At 67.4% G+C, this 19342-nt stretch carries 14 protein-coding genes; 3 read left to right on the forward strand and 11 right to left on the reverse strand.

Going from position 1 to position 19342, the window contains the following annotated elements:
• Window positions 1-71 precede the first annotated feature (71 nt).
• Window positions 72-512: an HIT family protein gene (locus ACSVDO_RS16060; RefSeq protein ID WP_489593364.1), complete on the forward strand. Its 441-nt coding sequence runs from the start codon at window positions 72-74 to the stop codon at window positions 510-512.
• Window positions 513-689: 177 nt separating this feature from the next.
• On the opposite strand, the gene ACSVDO_RS16065 is transcribed toward ACSVDO_RS16060, so the two are convergent.
• The 7 genes from ACSVDO_RS16065 to ACSVDO_RS16095 all read right to left on the reverse strand — a co-directional run bounded on the left by ACSVDO_RS16065 (window position 690) and on the right by ACSVDO_RS16095 (window position 8842).
• Window positions 690-1748 (reverse strand): adenosine deaminase, encoded by a 1059-nt coding sequence (locus ACSVDO_RS16065; protein WP_332535882.1) that lies wholly within the window; start codon window positions 1746-1748, stop codon window positions 690-692.
• Entirely contained in the window at window positions 1748-2719 is a 972-nt protein-coding gene (locus ACSVDO_RS16070) for an aromatic ring-hydroxylating dioxygenase subunit alpha (RefSeq protein WP_332535880.1), read from the reverse strand. The genes ACSVDO_RS16065 and ACSVDO_RS16070 overlap by 1 nt, the downstream gene beginning before the upstream one ends.
• Window positions 2720-2791: 72 nt before the next feature.
• Window positions 2792-3949, reverse strand: coding sequence for a BMP family ABC transporter substrate-binding protein (locus ACSVDO_RS16075; RefSeq protein WP_332682032.1), 1158 nt, complete (start codon window positions 3947-3949; stop codon window positions 2792-2794).
• Between the two features lie 127 nt (window positions 3950-4076).
• Window positions 4077-5222, reverse strand: a complete 1146-nt coding sequence (locus ACSVDO_RS16080; protein ID WP_489593365.1) for a BMP family ABC transporter substrate-binding protein — start codon at window positions 5220-5222, stop codon at window positions 4077-4079.
• A gap of 38 nt (window positions 5223-5260) precedes the next feature.
• Complete coding sequence (locus ACSVDO_RS16085) at window positions 5261-6181, reverse strand: ABC transporter permease (protein ID WP_332547793.1); 921 nt, start codon at window positions 6179-6181, stop codon at window positions 5261-5263.
• Complete coding sequence (locus ACSVDO_RS16090) at window positions 6181-7278, reverse strand: ABC transporter permease (RefSeq protein ID WP_489593367.1); 1098 nt, start codon at window positions 7276-7278, stop codon at window positions 6181-6183. Before ACSVDO_RS16090 ends, ACSVDO_RS16085 begins: the two co-directional genes overlap by 1 nt.
• Window positions 7265-8842, reverse strand: coding sequence for an ABC transporter ATP-binding protein (locus ACSVDO_RS16095; RefSeq protein WP_332547792.1), 1578 nt, complete (start codon window positions 8840-8842; stop codon window positions 7265-7267). Before ACSVDO_RS16095 ends, ACSVDO_RS16090 begins: the two co-directional genes overlap by 14 nt.
• A gap of 398 nt (window positions 8843-9240) precedes the next feature.
• On the opposite strand from ACSVDO_RS16095, the gene xdhA reads away from it, so the two are divergent.
• The gene (xdhA, locus tag ACSVDO_RS16100) at window positions 9241-10749 is read left to right on the forward strand and encodes a xanthine dehydrogenase small subunit (RefSeq protein ID WP_332547791.1); all 1509 of its coding nucleotides are present in this window, start codon (window positions 9241-9243) and stop codon (window positions 10747-10749) included.
• A gap of 65 nt (window positions 10750-10814) precedes the next feature.
• The gene (gene xdhB, locus ACSVDO_RS16105) at window positions 10815-13100 is read left to right on the forward strand and encodes a xanthine dehydrogenase molybdopterin binding subunit (protein ID WP_489596419.1); all 2286 of its coding nucleotides are present in this window, start codon (window positions 10815-10817) and stop codon (window positions 13098-13100) included.
• A gap of 229 nt (window positions 13101-13329) precedes the next feature.
• On the opposite strand, the gene ACSVDO_RS16110 is transcribed toward xdhB, so the two are convergent.
• The 4 genes from ACSVDO_RS16110 to ACSVDO_RS16125 all read right to left on the reverse strand — a co-directional run bounded on the left by ACSVDO_RS16110 (window position 13330) and on the right by ACSVDO_RS16125 (window position 18929).
• Window positions 13330-15444, reverse strand: a complete 2115-nt coding sequence (locus ACSVDO_RS16110; RefSeq protein WP_489593369.1) for a diguanylate cyclase domain-containing protein — start codon at window positions 15442-15444, stop codon at window positions 13330-13332.
• A gap of 130 nt (window positions 15445-15574) precedes the next feature.
• On the reverse strand, window positions 15575-16207 hold the full coding sequence (locus ACSVDO_RS16115) for a Crp/Fnr family transcriptional regulator (RefSeq protein ID WP_332535866.1): 633 nt from the start codon (window positions 16205-16207) through the stop codon (window positions 15575-15577).
• Between the two features lie 44 nt (window positions 16208-16251).
• Window positions 16252-17625, reverse strand: a complete 1374-nt coding sequence (locus ACSVDO_RS16120) for a glycerate kinase type-2 family protein (protein ID WP_332535864.1) — start codon at window positions 17623-17625, stop codon at window positions 16252-16254.
• 44 nt (window positions 17626-17669) lie between these two features.
• Entirely contained in the window at window positions 17670-18929 is a 1260-nt protein-coding gene (locus ACSVDO_RS16125) for a urate hydroxylase PuuD (RefSeq protein ID WP_489593371.1), read from the reverse strand.
• Between the last annotated feature and the right edge of the window lie 413 nt (window positions 18930-19342).

Below are 19342 nucleotides of genomic sequence, written 5' to 3' on the forward strand. Positions count from 1 at the left end.
CCGGCGCAGGGTTTCTGCGCTGGCACGGCGGCCGCGGCGCGTCCTATCCTCAAGCCAAAGGAGATAGAAACATGCCTGAGTTTGTCGACCGTTCGCCCCCGGGCGAGTGCATTTTCTGCCGCATCGTACGCAACGAACTGCCCGCGGCGCGCGTGCATGAAGATGCACTGACGCTGGCCTTCATGGACATAGGCCAGGTCACGCCCGGCCATGTGCTGGTCGCCACCAAGCGCCATGCGGCCACGCTGCTGGACCTGACCGAGGCCGAGGCCGCGGCCGTGATGCAGACCGCGCAGCGCCTGGCCAGGGCCCAGCAGGCCGCGTTTGCGCCCGACGGCATCACCTTGCTGCAGGCCAATGGTGCAGCTGGCGGCCAGACCGTGGGCCACTTCCATGTGCATGTGGTGGCACGCCACACCGGCGACGGCGTGAGCTTCGCCTGGCCGCGCAAGGAGCCCGGGGCGCAGGTGATTGCGGGCTATGCGGCGCAGCTGCGCGCGGCGCTGGGCTGAGCCCCGGACAGCCAGTCCTCATTCCCGAAGCGCAGGGCGAAGTGGGAAAGCCGTTCATGGTGAGCCTGTCGAACCATGAACGCCCGATCCTCAAGCCGCCAGGCCGTTCATCCTTTGAGGCGGCCGGCGCGGCAAGCCAGGGACCAATGAATCAACCATTCTCCCAAGCCCAACGCTTCACTGCGCGGCAATCGCATCCTCGGCGCCATGGCGCACAAAGCACTCGTCGAGCTGTTCGATCCAGGCGCGCTTGCGCGCCTCGCCGACGAAGCTGGCCTCAAGGCTGTTGCGCGCCAGCTGGTAGGCCTGGGCCGCGCCCATGCCGGTGGCGGCAAACAGCTGCGCGAAGTTCTCGTTGATGTAGCCGCCGAAATACGCCGGGTCGTCGGAGTTCACCGTGACCATCAGGCCGGCGTCCAGCATCTGCGGCAGGTTGTGCTGGGCGAGATCGGGAAACACCTGCAGCTTCTGATTGGACAGCGGGCACACGGTGAGCGCAATGCGCTCGCGCGCCAGCCGCTGCATCAGCGCGCTGTCGTGCTGCGCCTGCACGCCATGGTCTATGCGTTCCACCTGCAAGGTGTCGAGCGCGCCCCAGATATAGGCCGGTGGCCCCTCTTCGCCCGCATGGGCGACAAGGTGCAGGCCCAGCTCGCGGCACTGCGCGAACACCCGCGCGAATTTCTCGGGCGGGTGGCCCAGCTCGCTGCTGTCCAGGCCCACGCCGATGAAGCGGTCACGCAGCGGCATGGCCTGGGCCAGTGTCTTGAACGCATCGTCCTCGCTGAGGTGGCGCAGAAAGCTCAGGATCAGCGCGCAGGAAATGCCCCAGTCACGCTCGGAATCGCGACATGCGCGGTACAGGCCGTTGATCACCGAGGCCATGGGCACGCCGCGCGAAGTATGGGTCTGGGGATCGAAGAAGATCTCGGCATGCACCACATGGTCGCTGACCGCGCGCGCGAGATAGGCGCGCGCCATGTCGTAGAAGTCCTGCTCGTGCAGCAGCACGCTCGCGCCCGCGTAGTAGATGTCGAGAAAGCTCTGCAGATCGGTGAACGCATAGGCCCGGCGCAGCGCCTCGACGTCGGCGTAAGGCAGCTCCACCTTGTTGCGCGCGGCCAGCGCGAAGATCAGCTCGGGCTCGAGCGAGCCTTCGATGTGGATATGCAGCTCGGCCTTGGGCATGTCGCGCAGCAGGGCCGCCAGGGACGCATCGGTCAGGGCATGGGACATCAGCAGACTCCAAAGGAAATGCCGCGCGACTTGAGATAGCGGCGATAGGCGACCGACATGCGGTCGGCGGCGGAGTTCAATTCTGCGCGCGGATCGAGCGGCAGGCATTTGGGTTGTTGCGATTCCAGCACCGGCTGGTCCTGCGTGAAGATGGTGTGCTGGAACGCCTGCAGCTGCGCGTCGGCGGTCTCGAAGTCGGCGACCGCGAGACGGAACCAGACACGGCTGGATTCGGGCGTGACCGGGCAGATGAACAGGCCTATCGATTCATACCAGCCATCCTTGCTCGTGCCCTCCTCGGGCAGCTTGTTGAGCAAGGCCGTGTACGGATCGGTGACTTCGTAGGTGTAGTGCACGTCGGCCGCGGCCGTGGAATGCAGGTTCGACTGCGGCTGGCGCACCTTGCAGTTGGTTGCCTTGACGCCCGTGGGCGTGGTCTCGACGCCATAGCGCTCCATGGCCGTGGCGTCGCGCGAGCCCAGCCAGCCTTCGTGCACGAAGCCGAAGTGCGACATGTCGAGGAAGTTCTCTATGATGCGCGGCGCGCTCGCGGCCACGTCGTAGGGGCCGCAGTTGAGCTTGCGCAGGCGCGCGTCGTCTTCCGCGGGAAACTGCGGCAGCGGGATCTCGGCGGCTTCGAGCTGCACCCAGACCAGGCCATGGCGCTCCTGCAGCGCAAACGCGCGCACGCAATGCGCGGGCGGCGGCACGAAGTCGGGCACGGCAGGCACTTGCGCGCAATGGCCGTCGCCTTCGAACTGCCAGCCGTGGTACGGGCATTCGAGCCGGTCGGCCTGCACGCGGCCCATCGACAGCCGCGCTCCGCGGTGCGGGCAGCGGTCGACAAACGCATGGGCCTGCCCGGCCAGATCGCGCCACAGGACCAGGTCCTGTTCCAATAATCGCACGGCCAGCGGCGCATGCACGACGGCTTCGGTCAGAGCCACCGGATGCCAGAGAGATTTTTCCATCGCGCCGAGTGTATTCGCCAAGCATAAGGGCTGCCGACGGCAGCCCTTATGACCTGGCGTTCAGGTAAAGACTTACTTCTTGTCGCCGCCGGGAACGTTGCCTTCCACGCCCTTGACGTAGAAGTTCACGCCCGACAGGAACTTGTCATCGGCCACGGTGTCAGCGGCAACGACGGGCTTGCCGTCCTGGCCGACGATGGGGCCCTTCCAGATCGTGAAGCTGCCGTCCTTGAGGCCGGCCTTGACTTCCTCGACCTTGGTCTTGATCTCGGCCGGCACGTCTTCGGCGATGGACACCAGGTCGATCGCGCCTTCCTTCACGCCCCACCAGCTCGAACCCGTGGCCCAGCTGCCATCCAGCGCTTCCTTGGTGGCCTTGCTGTAGTAAGGCGCCCAGTTGATGATGGCCGAGCCCAGGTGGGCCTTGGGGCCGTAGGCGGTCATGTCGGAATCCCAGCCGAAGGCGCGCTTGCCTTTTTCCTGCGCGGTCTTGAGCACGGCGGGCGAGTCGGTGTTCTGGAACAGCACGTCGGCGCCGCCGTTGATCAGCGAAGTCGCGGCTTCGGTTTCCTTGGGTGGGCTGAACCATTCGTTGACCCAGACCACCTTGGTCTTGATCTTGGGATTGACCGACTGCGCACCCAGCGTGAAGCTGTTGATGTTGCGTATCACTTCGGGAATCGGCACCGAGCCGACCACGCCCAGCGTGTTGCTCTTGGTCATCGCGCCGGCAATGATGCCCGCCAGATACGCGCCTTCATAGGTGCGGCTGTCGTAGGTGCGCACGTTGGCCGCGGTCTTGTAGCCCGTGGCGTGCTCGAACTTCACGCCCGAGAAATCGGGAGCGATCTTCTGCAGCGCTTCCATGTAGCCGAACGTGGTGCCGAAGATCAGCTTGTTGCCCTGGCCGGCCATATCGCGCAGCACGCGCTCGGCGTCCGGACCTTCGGGCACGCTCTCGACGTAGCTGGTCTGGATCTTGTCGCCGAACTCCTGCTCGAGCTTCTTGCGCGCCTGGTCGTGGGCATACGACCAGCCGCCGTCGCCGACCGGACCGACATACGCAAACGCGATCTTCAAGGGCTCGGGCTTGGCCGGCGCAGCGGCTTCGGGCGCGGCCACGGGCGCGGGCGCGGGCTCTTCCTTCTTGCCGCAGCCGGCCAGGGCCGCGGCGGCGACGGCCGTGAGCGCCGCCAGCTTGAACATCGAACGCTTGTGCAGATCAGTCATATTTCTTCCTTGGAAAAAAGCAAAGTCAAAACAACGGGAACATGGCCGGAGCCCGGGCCGAGGGGCGCGCTCCTGCCTGGTCGCCTGGATGCAAAGCAACTAGCAAGTTACGCGCCTGCCACGGCAGTTACTTGGTGGCGCCGGGCACGTTGCCGTCGATGCCGGCCACGTAGAAGTTGATGCCGCTCAGGAAGGCATGGTCGCCATTGGCGCCTTCGGCCAGCAGTTCCTTGCCGGTGTTGTCCTTGAGCGGGCCCTTCCAGATGTGGAAGCTGCCGTCCTTGAGGCCGGCCTTGGCGGCGGCGACCTTGTCCTTGAGGTCCTGCGGAACGTCTTCGGCGATGTTCACCAGATCCATAGCGCCTTCCTTCACGCCCCACCAGTCCTGGCCCGTGGTCCAGGTGCCGGCCAGCGTGTCCTGCGTGATCTTCTTGTAGTAAGGCAGCCAGTTGATTTCCGCCGAAGCCAGGTGGGCCTTGGGCGCGTAGGCGCTCATGTCCGAATCCTTGCCGAAGGCGCGCACGCCGCGCTCCTGGGCGGTCTTGAGCACCGCGGGCGAGTTGGTGTTCTGGTAGAGCACGTCGACGCCGCCGTTGATCAGCGTGGTCGCGGCTTCGGATTCCTTGGGCGGGCTGAACCATTCGTTGACCCAGACCACGCGCGCCGTGATCTTGGGGTTGACGCTTTGCGCGCCCAGCACGTAGCTGTTGATGTTGCGCAGCACTTCGGGAATCGGCACCGAGGCGACGACGCCGATCTGGTTGGACTTGGTCATGCCGCCCGCAATGATGCCGGCCAGGTAGGCGCCTTCATAGGTGCGCGCGTCATAGGTGCGCACGTTGTCGGCGGTCTTGTAGCCCGTGGCGTGCTCGAACTTCACGCCCTTGCTGTCGGCAGCGACTTTCTGCACCGGCTCCATGTAGCCGAAGCTGGTGGCAAACACCAGCTTGTTGCCCTGGCCCACCATGTCGCGCAGCACGCGCTCGGCGTCCGGGCCTTCGGGCACGCTTTCGACCAGCGAGGTCTGGATCTTGTCGCCGAACTCGGCCTGCAGCGCCTGGCGCGCCTTCTCATGCTGGAAGGTCCAGCCGCCGTCGCCCACCGGGCTCACGTACATGAAGCCGATCTTCAGCGGTTCGGCGGCAGCGGCCGCCACGGGTGCGGCAGCGGGCGCAACGGCCTCTTCCTTCTTGCCGCAGCCGGCCAGCACGGCCAGGCTCACGGCCGACAGCGCGGCAGCTTTGAGAAGGGAGCGTTTTTGCAGGTTCGTCATTCTTGTTCCTCGGATTGCTTGTTATAGAAAGTACCGCTTCAGGAGCCGGGGTAGAACGGCTTGCCCAGCGAGGCCGGCATGTTCGCACGAATCCAGGCCGGATTGCGCGAAATCAGCACCAGCACGACGATGGTCGCGAGGTACGGCAGCATGCTCAGTAGCTGGCTGGCCAGCTGCACGCCCGAAGCCTGCAGATGGAACTGCAGCATGGTCACGCCGCCAAACAGATACGCGCCCAGCAGCACGCGCGCCGGCCGCCAGGTGGCAAAGGTGGTCAGCGCCAGCGCGATCCAGCCGCGCCCGGCCACCATGCCCTCGACCCACAGCGGCGTGTAGACCACGGAGATGAAGGCCCCGGCCAGGCCGCACATCGCGCCGCCGAACATCACGGCCGCCAGGCGTATGCCGCGCACGTTGTAGCCCAGCGCATGCGCCGACTCGGGCGACTCGCCCACGGCGCGCAGCACCAGGCCGGCGCGCGAACGGTAGAGGAACCAGATCATCGCGATCGCCAGCAGCACCACGATGTAGACCAGCGGATGGTGGCGAAACAGCGCGGGGCCCAGCAGCGGGATGTCGGCCAGGCCGGGAATCGCGTACTTGGGCAGCTCGGGCAGCTTGGCCTGCACATAGTTGAGGCCGGCAAACGCCGAGAAGCCGGCGCCGAACAGCGTCAGCGCCAGGCCCGTGGCCTGCTGGTTGGTGTTGAGCCAGATGACCAGCAGACCGAACAGGCCGGCAAGCAGCGCGCCCGCGGCCATGCCCGCGCCAAAGCCCACCCAGGTGTTGCCGGTGTGCACGACGGCCGCGAAACCGGCAATCGCCGCGCACAGCATCATGCCTTCGGCGCCCAGGTTGATGATGCCGGCCTTCTCGTTGATCAGCAGGCCCAGGGCCGCCAGGGCCAGCACGGTGCCGGCGCTCAGCGTGGAGCCGAACAGCAATGCATACGACTCCATCACGCGCCTCCCTTGGCCACGGCGGCGGCTGCCGCGCGCGGTGTGCGCTGCCAGCGCAGGCGGTAGGTCACCAGCGTGTCGCAGGCCAGCAGCGCGAACAGCAGCAGGCCCTGGAACACGCCGGTCAGGGATTTGGGCAGGCCCAGGCGCGACTGCGCGAGCTCACCACCGATATAGAACATGCTCATGAGAATGGCGGAGAAGATCATGCCCACGGGGTGCAGACGCCCGACGAAGGCCACGATGATGGCGGCGAAACCGTAGCCGGCGGGAACATAGGGAGTGAGCTGGCCCATGGGGCCGGCGACTTCGAGCGCACCGGCAAGTCCCGCCGCGCCCCCGGAGATCAGCAGCGCGGTCCAGAGCGCGCGGCGCGAGGAAAAGCCCGCGTACAGCGCGGCCGCCGGCGCCAGGCCGCTGACCTGCTGGGCAAAGCCGGCACGCGTGCGCGCCAGGAACGCCCACAGCGCGCCCGCGCCCAGCAGCGCCAGGATCACGCCGATGTTCATGCGCATGCCGTCGATCAGCTTGGGGATCTGCGTCACGCGCTCGAATGTCTTGCTCTGCGGAAAGTTGTAGCCCTGCGGGTCCTTCCACGGGCCGTAGACCAGATAGCCCAGCACCAGGATGGCGACATAGACCAGCATCAGGCTGACCAGGGTCTCATTGGCGTTGAAGCGGTCGCGCAGGAAGGCGACGATGCCGGCCCAGACCATGCCGCCGAGCACGCCGGCAACGAGAATCGCCGGAACGATCCAGGGACCGGTGTTCTTGTCGGCCAGCAGCGCCAGGCCGCCCGCGGCAATCGCGCCCATGACGAACTGACCTTCGGCGCCGATGTTCCACACATTCGAGCGAAAGCACACGGCCAGGCCCAGCGCCACCAGCAGCAGCGGCGTGGCCTTCATCACCAGTTCGCCCAGCGCATAGCCCGACTTGATCGGTTCCCAGAAGAACGCCTGCAGGCCGCGCACCGGGTCCTTGCCCAGCAGCATGAACAGCGCCACGCCGATCAGCACGGTGATCGCCAGCGCCAGCACCGGCGAGGCATAGGTCCAGACCTTGGAGACCTGGGGGCGGGGTTCAAGCTTGAGCATGTGCACCTCCCGCGGCCACGCCATGCGCCGGTTCGTCATGCCACAGTCCGCTCATCCATTCGCCTATGCGCTGCACCGTGGCCTGGGCCCGGGGCACGGAAGGCGACAGCTGGCCCTTGGCCACGACATGCAGTCGATCACAGATTTCAAACAATTCGTCCAACTCCTCACTGAGCACCAGCACGGCGCAGCCCGCATCTCGCAGCGCCAGGATTTCGCCGCGGATCTGCGCGGCCGCGCCCACGTCCACGCCCCAGGTCGGCTGCGAGATGATCAGCAGCTTGGGCCTGGCTTCGATCTCGCGGCCGACAATGAACTTCTGCAGGTTGCCGCCCGACAGCGACTTGGCCGCCGAATGCGGGCCGCCGGCCTTGACCTTGAAGCGCTCGATGATGCCGCGCGCCTGGCTGTGCAGCACATCCATGCGCAGCCAGCCGCCGCGGCCCACGGCGTCGTCGCGCGTGAGCAGCAGGTTGTGCGCCAGGCTCATCGACGGCACGGCGCCCCGGCCCAGCCGCTCCTCGGGAACGAAATGCAGGCCCAGCGCGCGGCGCTGGCGCGGCGACATGCGGCCCGCGTCCCGGCCCGAGACCTGGACCATGGCCGGCGCGGCGCGCCGGTCTTCGCCCGACAGGCTGTAGAGCAGCTCCTTTTGGCCGTTGCCCGAGACGCCCGCGATGCCCACGACTTCGCCGGCGCGCACTTCGAAATCTATGCCCGCGAGATCAACGCCGAAATGGTCGGTGCGCGCCAAGGTGAGGCCCTGCACGCGCAGCACGGTGGCGCCGGTGGCGACTTCGCGGTGCGTGAGCGCAGGCGGCTCGGCGCCTATCATCAGCCGCGACAGCGAGGCGTTCGATTCCTCGCCCGGACGGCACACGCCCGTGACCTTGCCGCCGCGCAGCACCGTGCAGCTGTCGCACAGTTCGCGGATTTCATGCAGCTTGTGGCTGATATAGAGAATGCTGCAGCCTTCGGCAGCGAGTTTGCGCAGCACCACGAACAGCTTCTCGACGGCCTGGGGCGTGAGCACCGAAGTGGGCTCGTCGAGAATCAGCACGCGCGGGCGCGTGAGCAGCGCGCGGATGATTTCAACGCGCTGCATTTCACCGACCGACAGGCTGTGCACCGGGCGCTGCGGGTCTATGGACATGCCGTAGAGGCTCGCGGTTTCGTCGATGCGGCGCACGACTTCGGCCAGCGCGATCTGCTTGTCGAGGCCCAGCCAGACGTTTTCCGCCACCGTGAGCGTGTCGAACAGGCTGAAGTGCTGGAACACCATGGCAATGCCCAGCTGGCGCGCTTCCTGCGGATTGCGGATCTGCACCACCTTGCCATCGACCTGCAACAGGCCTTCGTCGGGCTTGACCGAACCGTAGATGATTTTCATCAGCGTCGACTTGCCCGCACCGTTTTCGCCCAGCACGGCATGCACTTCGCCGGGCTGCACCGTCAGCGAGACTCCGCTGTTGGCCACGACGGCCGGGTAACGTTTGGTAATGCCCGTCAATTGCAAGCGCGGCGGTGGCATGCCGGGCGCGGAATTTGTTTCAGGGGGATTCATGGGCGCGATTGTCTCTCAATTTTGCAAACACATTCCATAAGATATCCTGCAAGTGCTTGCCTGGCTTAGCCAATAAGCTATTAAAAATATAGCAACAAAGTCACGCTTCGCATTGCACGGCGCACTCCTTCGCCCGCCTCGAAACAGCGTGTCCAGCGGCCGGCATGCAGGGTGCTTGCCGGACAACTGCGCCCGCAACCGTGCGTAAACGCGCAATCGGCCAGTCTGCTGCAAGCAAAACCCGTGCGCATTGGTGCTTTACCGTAGCGTTGGCCCGCGCCTCGGGTGCGGCACCGATGGACGCGGAGCGCGCGGAGCATGAAAATTGCTAGGTAACAGAGCCATGGCACCATGGCCCCACCCCCGATGTTTCCCCGCTGCTTTCTCCACGTCGATCCATGACCCTCTCTGCCTTGCAATTCATACGCCGCGGCCAGACCGTGACACTGCACGCTGTGCCGCCCGAACGCACGCTTCTCGAAGTCCTGCGCGAAGACCTGGGCTGCACCGGCACCAAGGAAGGCTGCGCCGAGGGCGATTGCGGCGCCTGCACGGTGGTGATAGGCGAGGCCGTGGCCTCGGCCGAAGGCGAGCAGCTGCGCTATTCGGCCATCAACAGCTGCATACGCCTGGCGCATTCCGTGCACGGGCTGGCGCTGTGGACCGTGGAAGACCTCACGCGCGACCCGCTGATCGCGCGCGACCCGGCCGCCAGCATCCACCCGGCCCAGGAAGCCATGGTCAGCTGCCACGGCTCGCAATGCGGTTTTTGCACGCCGGGCTTCGTGATGAGCCTGTTCGGCATGTACCAGAACCGCGTGTGCCAGGGCCAGGCCATCACGCGCGAGCAGGCCCAGCATGATCTTTCGGGCAATCTGTGCCGCTGCACCGGTTACCGCCCCATTCTCGATGCCGCCCAGCAGATGGCCGATCTGCCGCGCGCCCGGGTCGACGAGGCCGCGCTGCTCGCTCAGCTGCACCAGCTGGCCGCGCCCGCGCTTGAAGGCGCAGATTACCTTGCGCCGCGCACGCTGGCCGAACTGCTGCAGGCACGCGCCGCACATCCCCAGGCGCAGATCGTTGCCGGCGGCACCGATGTGGGCCTGTGGGTCACCAAGCAGTTCCGCGAGTTCGGCCAGGTGCTCGACGTGACGCGCGTCGCCGAGCTGCGCGAGATAGACGCCAGCGGCGAACAGCTGGTGATAGGCGCGGCGGCAACGCTGACCCAGGCGTTTGCGGCGCTGCAGGCGCTGTGGCCGCAGCTCGATGAATTTGCCGCGCGCTTTGCCGGACTGCCGGTGCGCAACGCGGGAACGCTGGGCGGCAACGTCGCCAACGGCTCGCCCATAGGCGACTCGATGCCGCTGCTGATCGCCCTGGGCGCCCAGGTGGTGCTGGCCAGCCTTCGCGGCCAGCGCCGATTGCCGCTCGAAGACTTCTACACCGGCTACCGCAAGAACCAGCTGGCCGCCGACGAGGTGCTGACGCACATCGAAGTGCCCAAGCCGCGTGCCGGCGAACTGCTGCGCGCCTACAAGGTCTCCAAGCGCACCGACGACGACATTTCCGCGGTCTGCCTGGCGATACAGCTCACGCTGCGGGACGGTCAGGTGCAGGCGGCGTCGATTGGCGTGGGCGGCGTCGCGGCCACGCCGGTGCGCGCGCGCGCCACCGAAGCCGTGCTGACCGGCGCCCCTTGGAGCGAGGCCACGCTGGCGCGCGCCGCCGACAGCTTGCGCAATGAGTTCCAGCCGCTGTCCGACATGCGCGCCAGCGGCGAGTACCGCCGTGCGCTGCTCGCGCATCTGCTCGAGCGCTACTGGCTTGAAAGCACGGGTTCAGGACCCGTGCTCGCCACCCTGATTCCGCTGGCACAAGCGGCCGCCGTCCAGAAAGCCAAGGCATGAAAGTCCTTCACCCGCTCTCCCCCGAAGTCGCCGCGGCGATTGCGCCCGCGCGCGCTCTGCCCGCCATGGGCCAGTCGCATTTCCACGAAAGCGCCCGCGCCCAGGTGCTGGGCACGGTGAACTACATCGATGACCTGCCCGAAACCAAAGGCACGCTGTATGCCGCGCCCATCCTGTCGAAAGTCGCCCACGGCCGGCTGCGCGGCGTCGACAGCCGGGCGGCCCAGGCGCTGCGCGGCGTGCGCGGCGTGGTGCTTTCGCCCGACGTGCCCGGCGACAAGCTGCTGGCCGCGTTCGGCCACGACGAGCCGGTGTTTGCCATCGACAGCGTGCAGCATGTGGGCCAGGTCATAGGCCTGGTCATTGCCGACAGCATGCGCCAGGCGCGCCGCGCCGCGCGCCTGGTCGAATGCGATATCGAGACCCTGCCCGCGGTGCTTGATGTGCACAGCGCGCATGCGCAGCAAAGCTATGTGCTGCCGCCGGTGTTCGTGCGCCGCGGCGACGCCCAGGGCGCGCTGATGCGCAGCGAGCACCGGCTCAGCGGCCGGCTCGAAGTCGGCGGCCAGGAGCATTTCTATCTCGAAGGCCAGATTGCCTATGCGCTGCCGCTGGAGCAGGGCCAGTGGCAGATCCTGTCGAGCACCCAGCACCCGGGCGAAGTCCAGCATTGGGTCGCGCACGCGCTGGGCCTGGAAAACCACGCGGTCAAGGTCGAGTGCCGGCGCATGGGCGGGGGCTTTGGCGGCAAGGAAACCCAGGCCGGCCACCTGGCGGTCTGGGCCGCCGTGGCCGCGCACAAGTTCGGCTGCCCGGTCAAGCTGCGGCTGGACCGCGACGACGACTTCATGATCACCGGCAAGCGCCACCCGTTTGCCTACGAATACGATGTGGGCTTCGACGACAGCGGCCGCATCACCGGGCTGCAGCTGGAAATGCTGGTCAACTGCGGCTTCTCGGCCGACCTGTCGGGCCCGGTCGCCGACCGCGCGATCTTCCACGCCGACAACGCCTATTTCCTCAGCGACGTGGAGATCGCCTCCTACCGCTGCAAGACCAACACCCAGAGCCATACGGCGTTCCGCGGCTTCGGCGGCCCGCAGGGCGTGATCGTCATCGAGGCCATCATCGGCGACATCGCGCGCCAGCTGGGCCGCGATGCGTTCGACGTGCGCCTGCACAACCTCTACGACGCCGACCCGCAGGGGCCGCGCAGCCTCACGCACTACCAGATGCGCGTCGAAGACAACATCCTGCACGCGCTGCTGCCCACGCTGGCCGAGTCGGCCGACTACCGCGCACGCCAGGCCGAGATCGCGGCCTGGAACGCCGGCCAGCCCATCATCAAGCGCGGCCTGGCGATCACGCCCGTCAAGTTCGGCATCAGCTTCACGGCCACGCTGTTCAACCAGGCGGGCGCGCTGGTCCATGTCTACACCGACGGCAGCGTGCAGGTGAACCATGGCGGCACCGAAATGGGCCAGGGCCTGAACACCAAGGTGGCGCAGATCGTCGCCGACGAACTGGGCGTGCCGCTGGCGCGGGTGCTGGTCACGGCCAGCGACACCAGCAAGATTCCCAACGCCAGCGCCACGGCGGCCTCCAGCGGCACCGATCTGAACGGCCGCGCGGCGCAGTACGCGGCGCGCACCGTGCGCAACAACCTCGCGGCATTCGTCGCCGGCCTGGACCACTGCGGCGCGGGCGCGGTGGATTTCGTCGGCGGCCTGGTGCGCACGCCCAAGAGCGAACGCCGCTGGGAAGATGTGGTCGGCGAAGCCTTTGCCAACCGCATCCAGCTGTGGAGCGACGGCTTCTACCGCACGCCCAAGATCCACTACGACAAGCACACGCTCACGGGTCGGCCGTTCTACTACTTCGCGTATGGCGCGGCCTGCACCGAAGTGGCCGTCGACACGCTGACCGGCGAGAGCCGCGTGCTGCGCGTGGACATCCTGCACGACGTGGGCCACAGCATCAACCCGGCGATCGATGTCGGCCAGATCGAAGGCGGCTTCGTGCAGGGCATGGGCTGGCTCACGACCGAACAGCTGGTCTGGAACGACAAGGGCCTGCTGACCACGCACGCTCCCAGCACCTACAAGATTCCCACGGCCGGCGACATTCCCGCGCATTTCCGCGTCGACCTCTGGCCCGAGGCCAACCGCGAAGACAACGTGGGCGGCAGCAAGGCCGTGGGCGAACCGCCGTTCATGCTGGCCATCAGCGTCTACGAAGCCCTGCGCAATGCGATCGCGGCGACGCGCAGCGGCGCGCTGGCGCGCCAACCGCTGGCGCTCACGGCGCCGGCGACGGCGGAGAATGTGTTGCGGGCGCTGGGGAGGGTTTAGGGGCGGACCTGGCGTTGGTCACAGACCTAAGCCAGTGAATAGTGCTTGCAAACCCTTCGTGGTGCGCTGGCCTGGCCGGGTGTATCGAACCCGACCCGTCCTCATGCTTTGAGTGCAGGCCGTTCATCCTTCGACGGGCTCAGGACGAACGGGGAAAAAGTACTGCGCCCAGGACTGGCCTGCGTGAGCGGCCGCCTCGCCGTAACCTCTCCACGAACGGGCAAAAGGCTCAATCCGGCGCCACGTTCTCCGCCAAGGCCTTTGAATGCTGGTGCACGCGCCCCCGGCCCTGGCGCTTGGCTTCGTAGCAGGCCATGTCGGCCGCGTGCAGCACAGCCGCGATATTGGCCTGGCGCGCGTCAAGCACCACCATGCCTATGCTCACCCCCAGCCAGAAGCGCTGGCCCTGGTACGACGCCTCCCAGGCGCTGGTGGCCTGGCACAGCTGGTCGGCCTGGGCCAGGCCTTCGCGCACGCTGGCGTCGGGCAGCAGCACGGCGAACTCGTCGCCGCCCAGACGCGCGACCATGCCGGGTTGACGCACCATCGTCTCCAGAAGGCGCGCGAAATGGCGCAGCAAGGCATCGCCTGCGTCGTGGCCGGCAAGATCGTTGACGCTGGCGAAGTGATCGAGATCGAGAAACAGCAGCACCCCGCCTTCGCCCGGCGCAGGCTGGGCCTGGTCGCGCAGCGGTTTGCGGCGTTCGTCGAGCCAGTGCTGCAGCCACAGCGTCAAAGATTCACGATTGGGCAGCTGCGTCAACGCGTCGTGCTGGGCCAGCCACTGCGGCTGGGTGCGCGCCGCGCGCTGATCGGTGACATCCCTGACCATCCAGACCACGGCCGCCACCGCGCCCGCCTCGCGCCGCAGCGCCGAAGTGACGCGCCGGCCCTGCAGGCGCAGCCACACCGGGCTGCCGTTCTTGCGCATCAGGCAGACTTCGCCATCGAACTGGCCATAGGCGCGCATTTCCCAATGAATGCGTTCCATCAGCCGGCGGTGCTCGGCGTCGCTCGCGCAGAGTTGGCGTATGGGATAACCCTGGAGCTCCTGCGGTGCATAGCCCAGCATGTGCGCGGCCTGCGTGCCCAGCAGCTCCACGCGGTCGTGGCGCGTGACCACGACCGCCACCGGAGCCTCTTCGAGAATGGTCACGGTCTGCGCCTGAAAGCGCGCCGCACGCCGCGCCAGCGTATCGCGCTGGCGCGACAGCGCGTGCAGCGCGCGCCACAGCACCGCGACTTCGCCCCAGGCATGGGCCAGCGCCGGCATGCGGGCCAGCCGCGGCGCGCCGCCGGGCCCATGGCGCTGCAGCATCTGCGCCGCGCGCGCCGTCAAATCCATCCAGGGCTGGGCCAGCAGCACCATGACAGACGCGGCCAGCAGCGCGATCAGCGCCGCACCGAGCAGCGCCGCGCTGCCCCAGCCTGCAGCCCCCCAGAGCGGCGGCGCGGCCAGCCGTGTGACGCGCACCAGAAACCATTGCGGCAGCGGCATGCCGGCCAGCGTGTAGAGATAGTCGCCCTCGGTCTGGCTGGCGCTGCGTATCTGCACCGGCAACTGCTGCTGCAGCATGCGCGCGAAAGGCAGGCCCAGACCGGCTTCGTCGCGCACATGGCCCAGCCAGCGCGCGGGGTTCGAGTGGGCCACGATGCCGCCGTCGGGCGCGACCAGCATCAGCCGGCTCGCGGTCCAGCCGTCGGCGGCCGCGGGCGGCAGCAGCGCCTGGGACGACAGGCGCATGCCGCCGGCCATCACGCCCATGACCTCGCCCGCGCTGGTGCGCAGCGGCGCGGTGAACAGCAGCCGCAAGTCATCGTTCTCGGTCTGCAGCACCGTGCCGACCATGGGCTTGCCGCCGGCCAGCGTGCGCCGCAGCAGTTCGCGTTCATTCGCGTCCAGCGAATCGAGCGGAAGGTCCTTGCCCGCGCGCATATAGGCCATGAGGCGGCCGTCGGCCAATGCCACGCTCACCGAGTCGAACCAGTCGACCAGCGGCAGCTCCTCGTGCAGCGCCAGGCCCAGCGCCTGCCTGTCCTCCAGGCGCGAAAGCGGCATCGCGTCGGCCAGGGTCAGCAACACTTTTTGCTGCTGCTCGACGCGCGCGGCGAGCAGGCGCGCCACGAGTTCGACTTCGTCGGTCTGCTGGTCGCTGGCGCGCGTGAGTGCCTCCTGGGCCACGCCGCGGTGCACATACCAGGCCGTGCCCGCGCTGGCCAGCAGCACCGCCAGGACCAGCAGCAGCAGCAGGCAGCGCAGCAGCGGTCCCAGTCGTGCACGCGGCAGCAGACGGCCCTCGTCAGAGAGGCCTGCAGCGCGGGAGAGATCGGCATCAAGGGCCATGGGCTTAGGGCGAACCAATGTGCAGCCAATATAAGCAGCCGCTGTGGCCCGCCCTAGGGGTGGAACCCTCATACCTCCACGAAAACATTTGTAACCCGTCGGCCCGCCGACATTCGGCGCCGCACCGGGCTCAGGGCAGATGGCTGGCGAGCTCGCGCAACGCTTCAGGCCTGGGCAGTTGCAGCAGATTGCCGCGGCCCGCGATCAGACCCTGGTCGCGCAGTCGGCCCAGCGCGCGCGAGAACGTTTCGGGCGCGATGCCCAGTTGCGCAGCAATGTGGCGCTTGCGTTCGCCCAGCACCACCTGCTGGCCGCCTGCGGGCGTTCCCTGCGCGTGCTGCAGCAGCCACTGCGCGCAGCGCCCTTCGGCGTCCTGCAGCAGGCGACTGATCGCCAGATCGGTCTGTTCGCAATAGGCCTGGGCCATGTCGTCAACCAGGCCGCGCAGCAGCGGCGGCAGGTCTTTGAGCCCGGCTTCGAACGTGCGCAGCGGCACGCGGCGCAATTGCACCGCGCCTTCGGCGACCATGTCCAGGCTGCAGCAGCGTCCGCGCAGCACAAAGGCCGCGTCCAGCCAGGCCGGGCCCACGACGCTACCCAGCCGGTGGCGCAATCCGCCCTGCGGCTCGCGGATTCCCAGCGCGACCCGGCCGCTGTCGAGGTACAGCACATCCTCGCAGCGCATGGCGCGCGCACGCAGCAGCGCGCCGGCGCTGCGCCGTTCAGCCGGAGAGAAAACGTCGATGCGGGACAGGGGCAACATTGCGCCACTGTGCCGCAGCGCGCCGGCGCGCGACTTGCGCCAGGTCAAGAATCGTCTGCGTCGGCACCGAGAATCAGCAGCGCGCGGAAATCGTTGACATTGGTGAACGTGGGTCCCGTGACAACGAGATCATCGAGGCCGTTGAAATAGGTCCAGGCATCATTGCGGTCGAGATGGTCCTGCACCGACAGGCCCAGTGCGCGCGCCCGCGCCAGCGTATCTGGCGTCACGCGCGCACCGGCATTGTTCTCCACGCCGTCGATGCCGTCGGTGTCGGCGGCCAGCGCCCAGACGCCGGCCTGGCCCTGCAGCGCCTGCGCCAGGCCCAGGCAGAACTCGCCGGCCCGCCCGCCCCGGCCCTTGGCCGCACCGGGCGCGCGCGCGCGCACCGTGACCGTGGTCTCGCCGCCGCTGAGCAGCACGCAGGGTGTCTTGAACGGCTGGAAAACCTGGCCCGGGCGCGCCGCGGCGCGCGCCAGCGCCGCATGCACGCGGCCGACTTCGCGCGACTCGCCTTCGATTTCATCGCTCAGCACCCAGGCATCGATGCCGGCCGCGCGCGCCTGGGCCGCAGCGGCTTCGAGCGCCTGCTGGGGCGCGGAAATCACGGCCAAGGTGTGGCCGGCGAAACAGGCGTCGCCGGGCTTGGGGGTCTCGAGCGTGCCATCCCGCAGCGCCGCGCGCACGCTGTCAGGCAAGGCAATGCCCAGCCGGTCGATGATGGCCAGCGCCTGGGCGCAGCTGCCGGCATCGGCCACGGTGGGACCGCTGGCGATGGTTGCGGGATCGTCGCCGGGCACATCGCTGATGGTCAGCGTGACCACGCGCGCCGGCGCGCAGGCCGCGGCCAGGCGCCCGCCCTTGATGCGCGACAGATGCTTGCGCACGCAGTTCATCTCGGCGATGTCGGCGCCGCTTTCGAGCAATTGGCGGTTGATGCGCTGCTTGTCTTCGAGCGTCAGGCCTTCGGCCGGCAGCGTCAGCAGCGACGAGCCGCCCCCCGAGATCAGGCACAGCACCAGATCATCGGCCGTCAGGCCCTGGACCAGCGCCAGGATGCGCTGCGCGGCGCGCATGCCGGCCGCGTCGGGCACGGGGTGCGAAGCTTCGACGACTTCTATGCGTTCGGCCAGGCCTGCGGGGCGCACGGGGATATGGTCATAGCGCGTCACGACCAGGCCGCTCAAGGGGGCGTCGGCAGGCCACAGCGCCTCGACCGCCTGGGCCATGGAGGCCCCGGCCTTGCCAGCACCAATCACCACCGTGCGGCCGCGCGGCGGCGCGGGCAGGTGTTCGGCGATCGCATGCAGCGGCAGCGCGCTGCGCACCGCGGTGGCGAAAAGGGCGTTCAGGAATTCGCGCGGCTGCCGGTGTGGATCGGGCAGCGCGCTTGTCTCGCAAAGAGTTTTTGTGGTCATGGCCCCGGATTGTGCATGGCATGCAGGTCCGAGACCAGAGGCGTTCATCGAACGGGTGCGCCGCCTTCGTACCAGCGCTTGACCAGGTCGCGCTCCGCGTCGCTGAGCGCGCCCGGATTGCCAAACGGCATCTTGCGCAGCACCACGACCTGCTGGTAGATCTGGTTCGCATGCAGCTTGACTTCGTCGGGCGCGTCGAGCTTGACGTTCTTCTGCGCCAGCGTCGCGGAGCTGTGGCAGACCACGCAATGCTGGGTGAACAGCGGCGCCATGGCTTCATAGCCGGGAACGCCGGCTGCCGCCGCCACCGGCGCTGCGGCTGGCGCTGCAGCCGGCGCAGTGGAGGCCGCAGCAACCGCCGCGGCCGCCTTGGGAACGGGCTTGAGCCAGACGGCGGTTGCCACCAGCACCAGCACGCCGGCCAGCGCATAGGGCCAGGGGTGGGCGTTGCGGCCCAGCTTGAAGCCGTGGCGCATGACGAAGAACTGGCGAATGGCTGCGCCCGCGAACATCATCAGTATCAGCACCAGCCAGTTCTGCGCATGGCTGTGCAGCCAGCCGTAGTGGTTGGACAGCATGGCGAACAGCACCGGCAGCGTGAAGTAGGTGTTGTGCACGCTGCGCTGCTTGCCGCGCTTGCCGTGAATGGGATCGACCGGCCGGCCTTCCTTGAGATCCTTGACCACGGTGCGCTGGCCGGGAATGATCCAGAAGAACACGTTGGCGCTCATCGAGGTCGCGAGCATCGCGCCCATCAGCAGGAAGGCCGCCTGGCCCGGGAAGATCTGGCACGCAAGCCAGGCCGCGAAGCAGACCAGCACCAGCACCAGCGCGCCGACGATGGCGTCGCCGCGCTCGCGCTGGCCGAAGATGCGGCAGATGCCGTCATACAGCAGCCAGAACACCACCAGGAAAGCGAGCGCCGCGGCAATTGCCGCATGCGGATGCAGCGCGTGCGGATTGGACGGATCGACCAGGTAGATATTCGCGTTCCACAGGTACGACACCGTGAGCAGCGCGAAGCCGCTGAGCCAGGTCGTGTAGCTTTCCCAGTAGAACCAATGCAGATGGTCGGGCAGCTTGGGCGGCGACACCGCGAACTTCACCGGATGGTAGAAGCCGCCGCCGTGCACGGCCCAGAGTTCGCCGCTCACGCCCTGTTTCTTGAGGTCTTCGTCCTGCGGCGGCGTGAGGCTGCTGTCGAGAAACACGAAGTAGAACGAGGACCCGACCCAGGCAATTGCAGTAATGACGTGCAACCACCGGAGCAGCAGATTGGCCCAATCGAGAATGTAGCTTTCCATAGCCTCAACCCTGGCAGCGTGGGGCTGCCGTGAAGATCCACCTGCCCACCACTGCGGGCGCTCTGGGCAGGAGAAGATCGCGCACCTGCAATGGTTGAACCACCGCTACGGCACCGCTGCGACCAGTCTGTACTGGCGGCAAGTGTATACAAAAAGTCACGAAATCTGGGCCAAAAAGTGGCTGCACTGCATGCGCGCAACGCGCACTGCCTCGGTGCGCGGCAATTCACAGGCTTGGTGCAGCATTTCTCCAGGGTTTTCCATAAAGGTCAGAAACATGAGCTAGCGCTCACTTCACTCATGAGAAATCAGGCATCCATAGATCGAAACTACTGAATAGTGCGTTTGCGATTGATGCAATTGCCATGCAGGCGACCACCGTTACCCATGCGCATCCCGTATCATGAACGTAA

The sequence above is a fragment of the Comamonas sp. DB36 genome, from assembly GCF_057914905.1.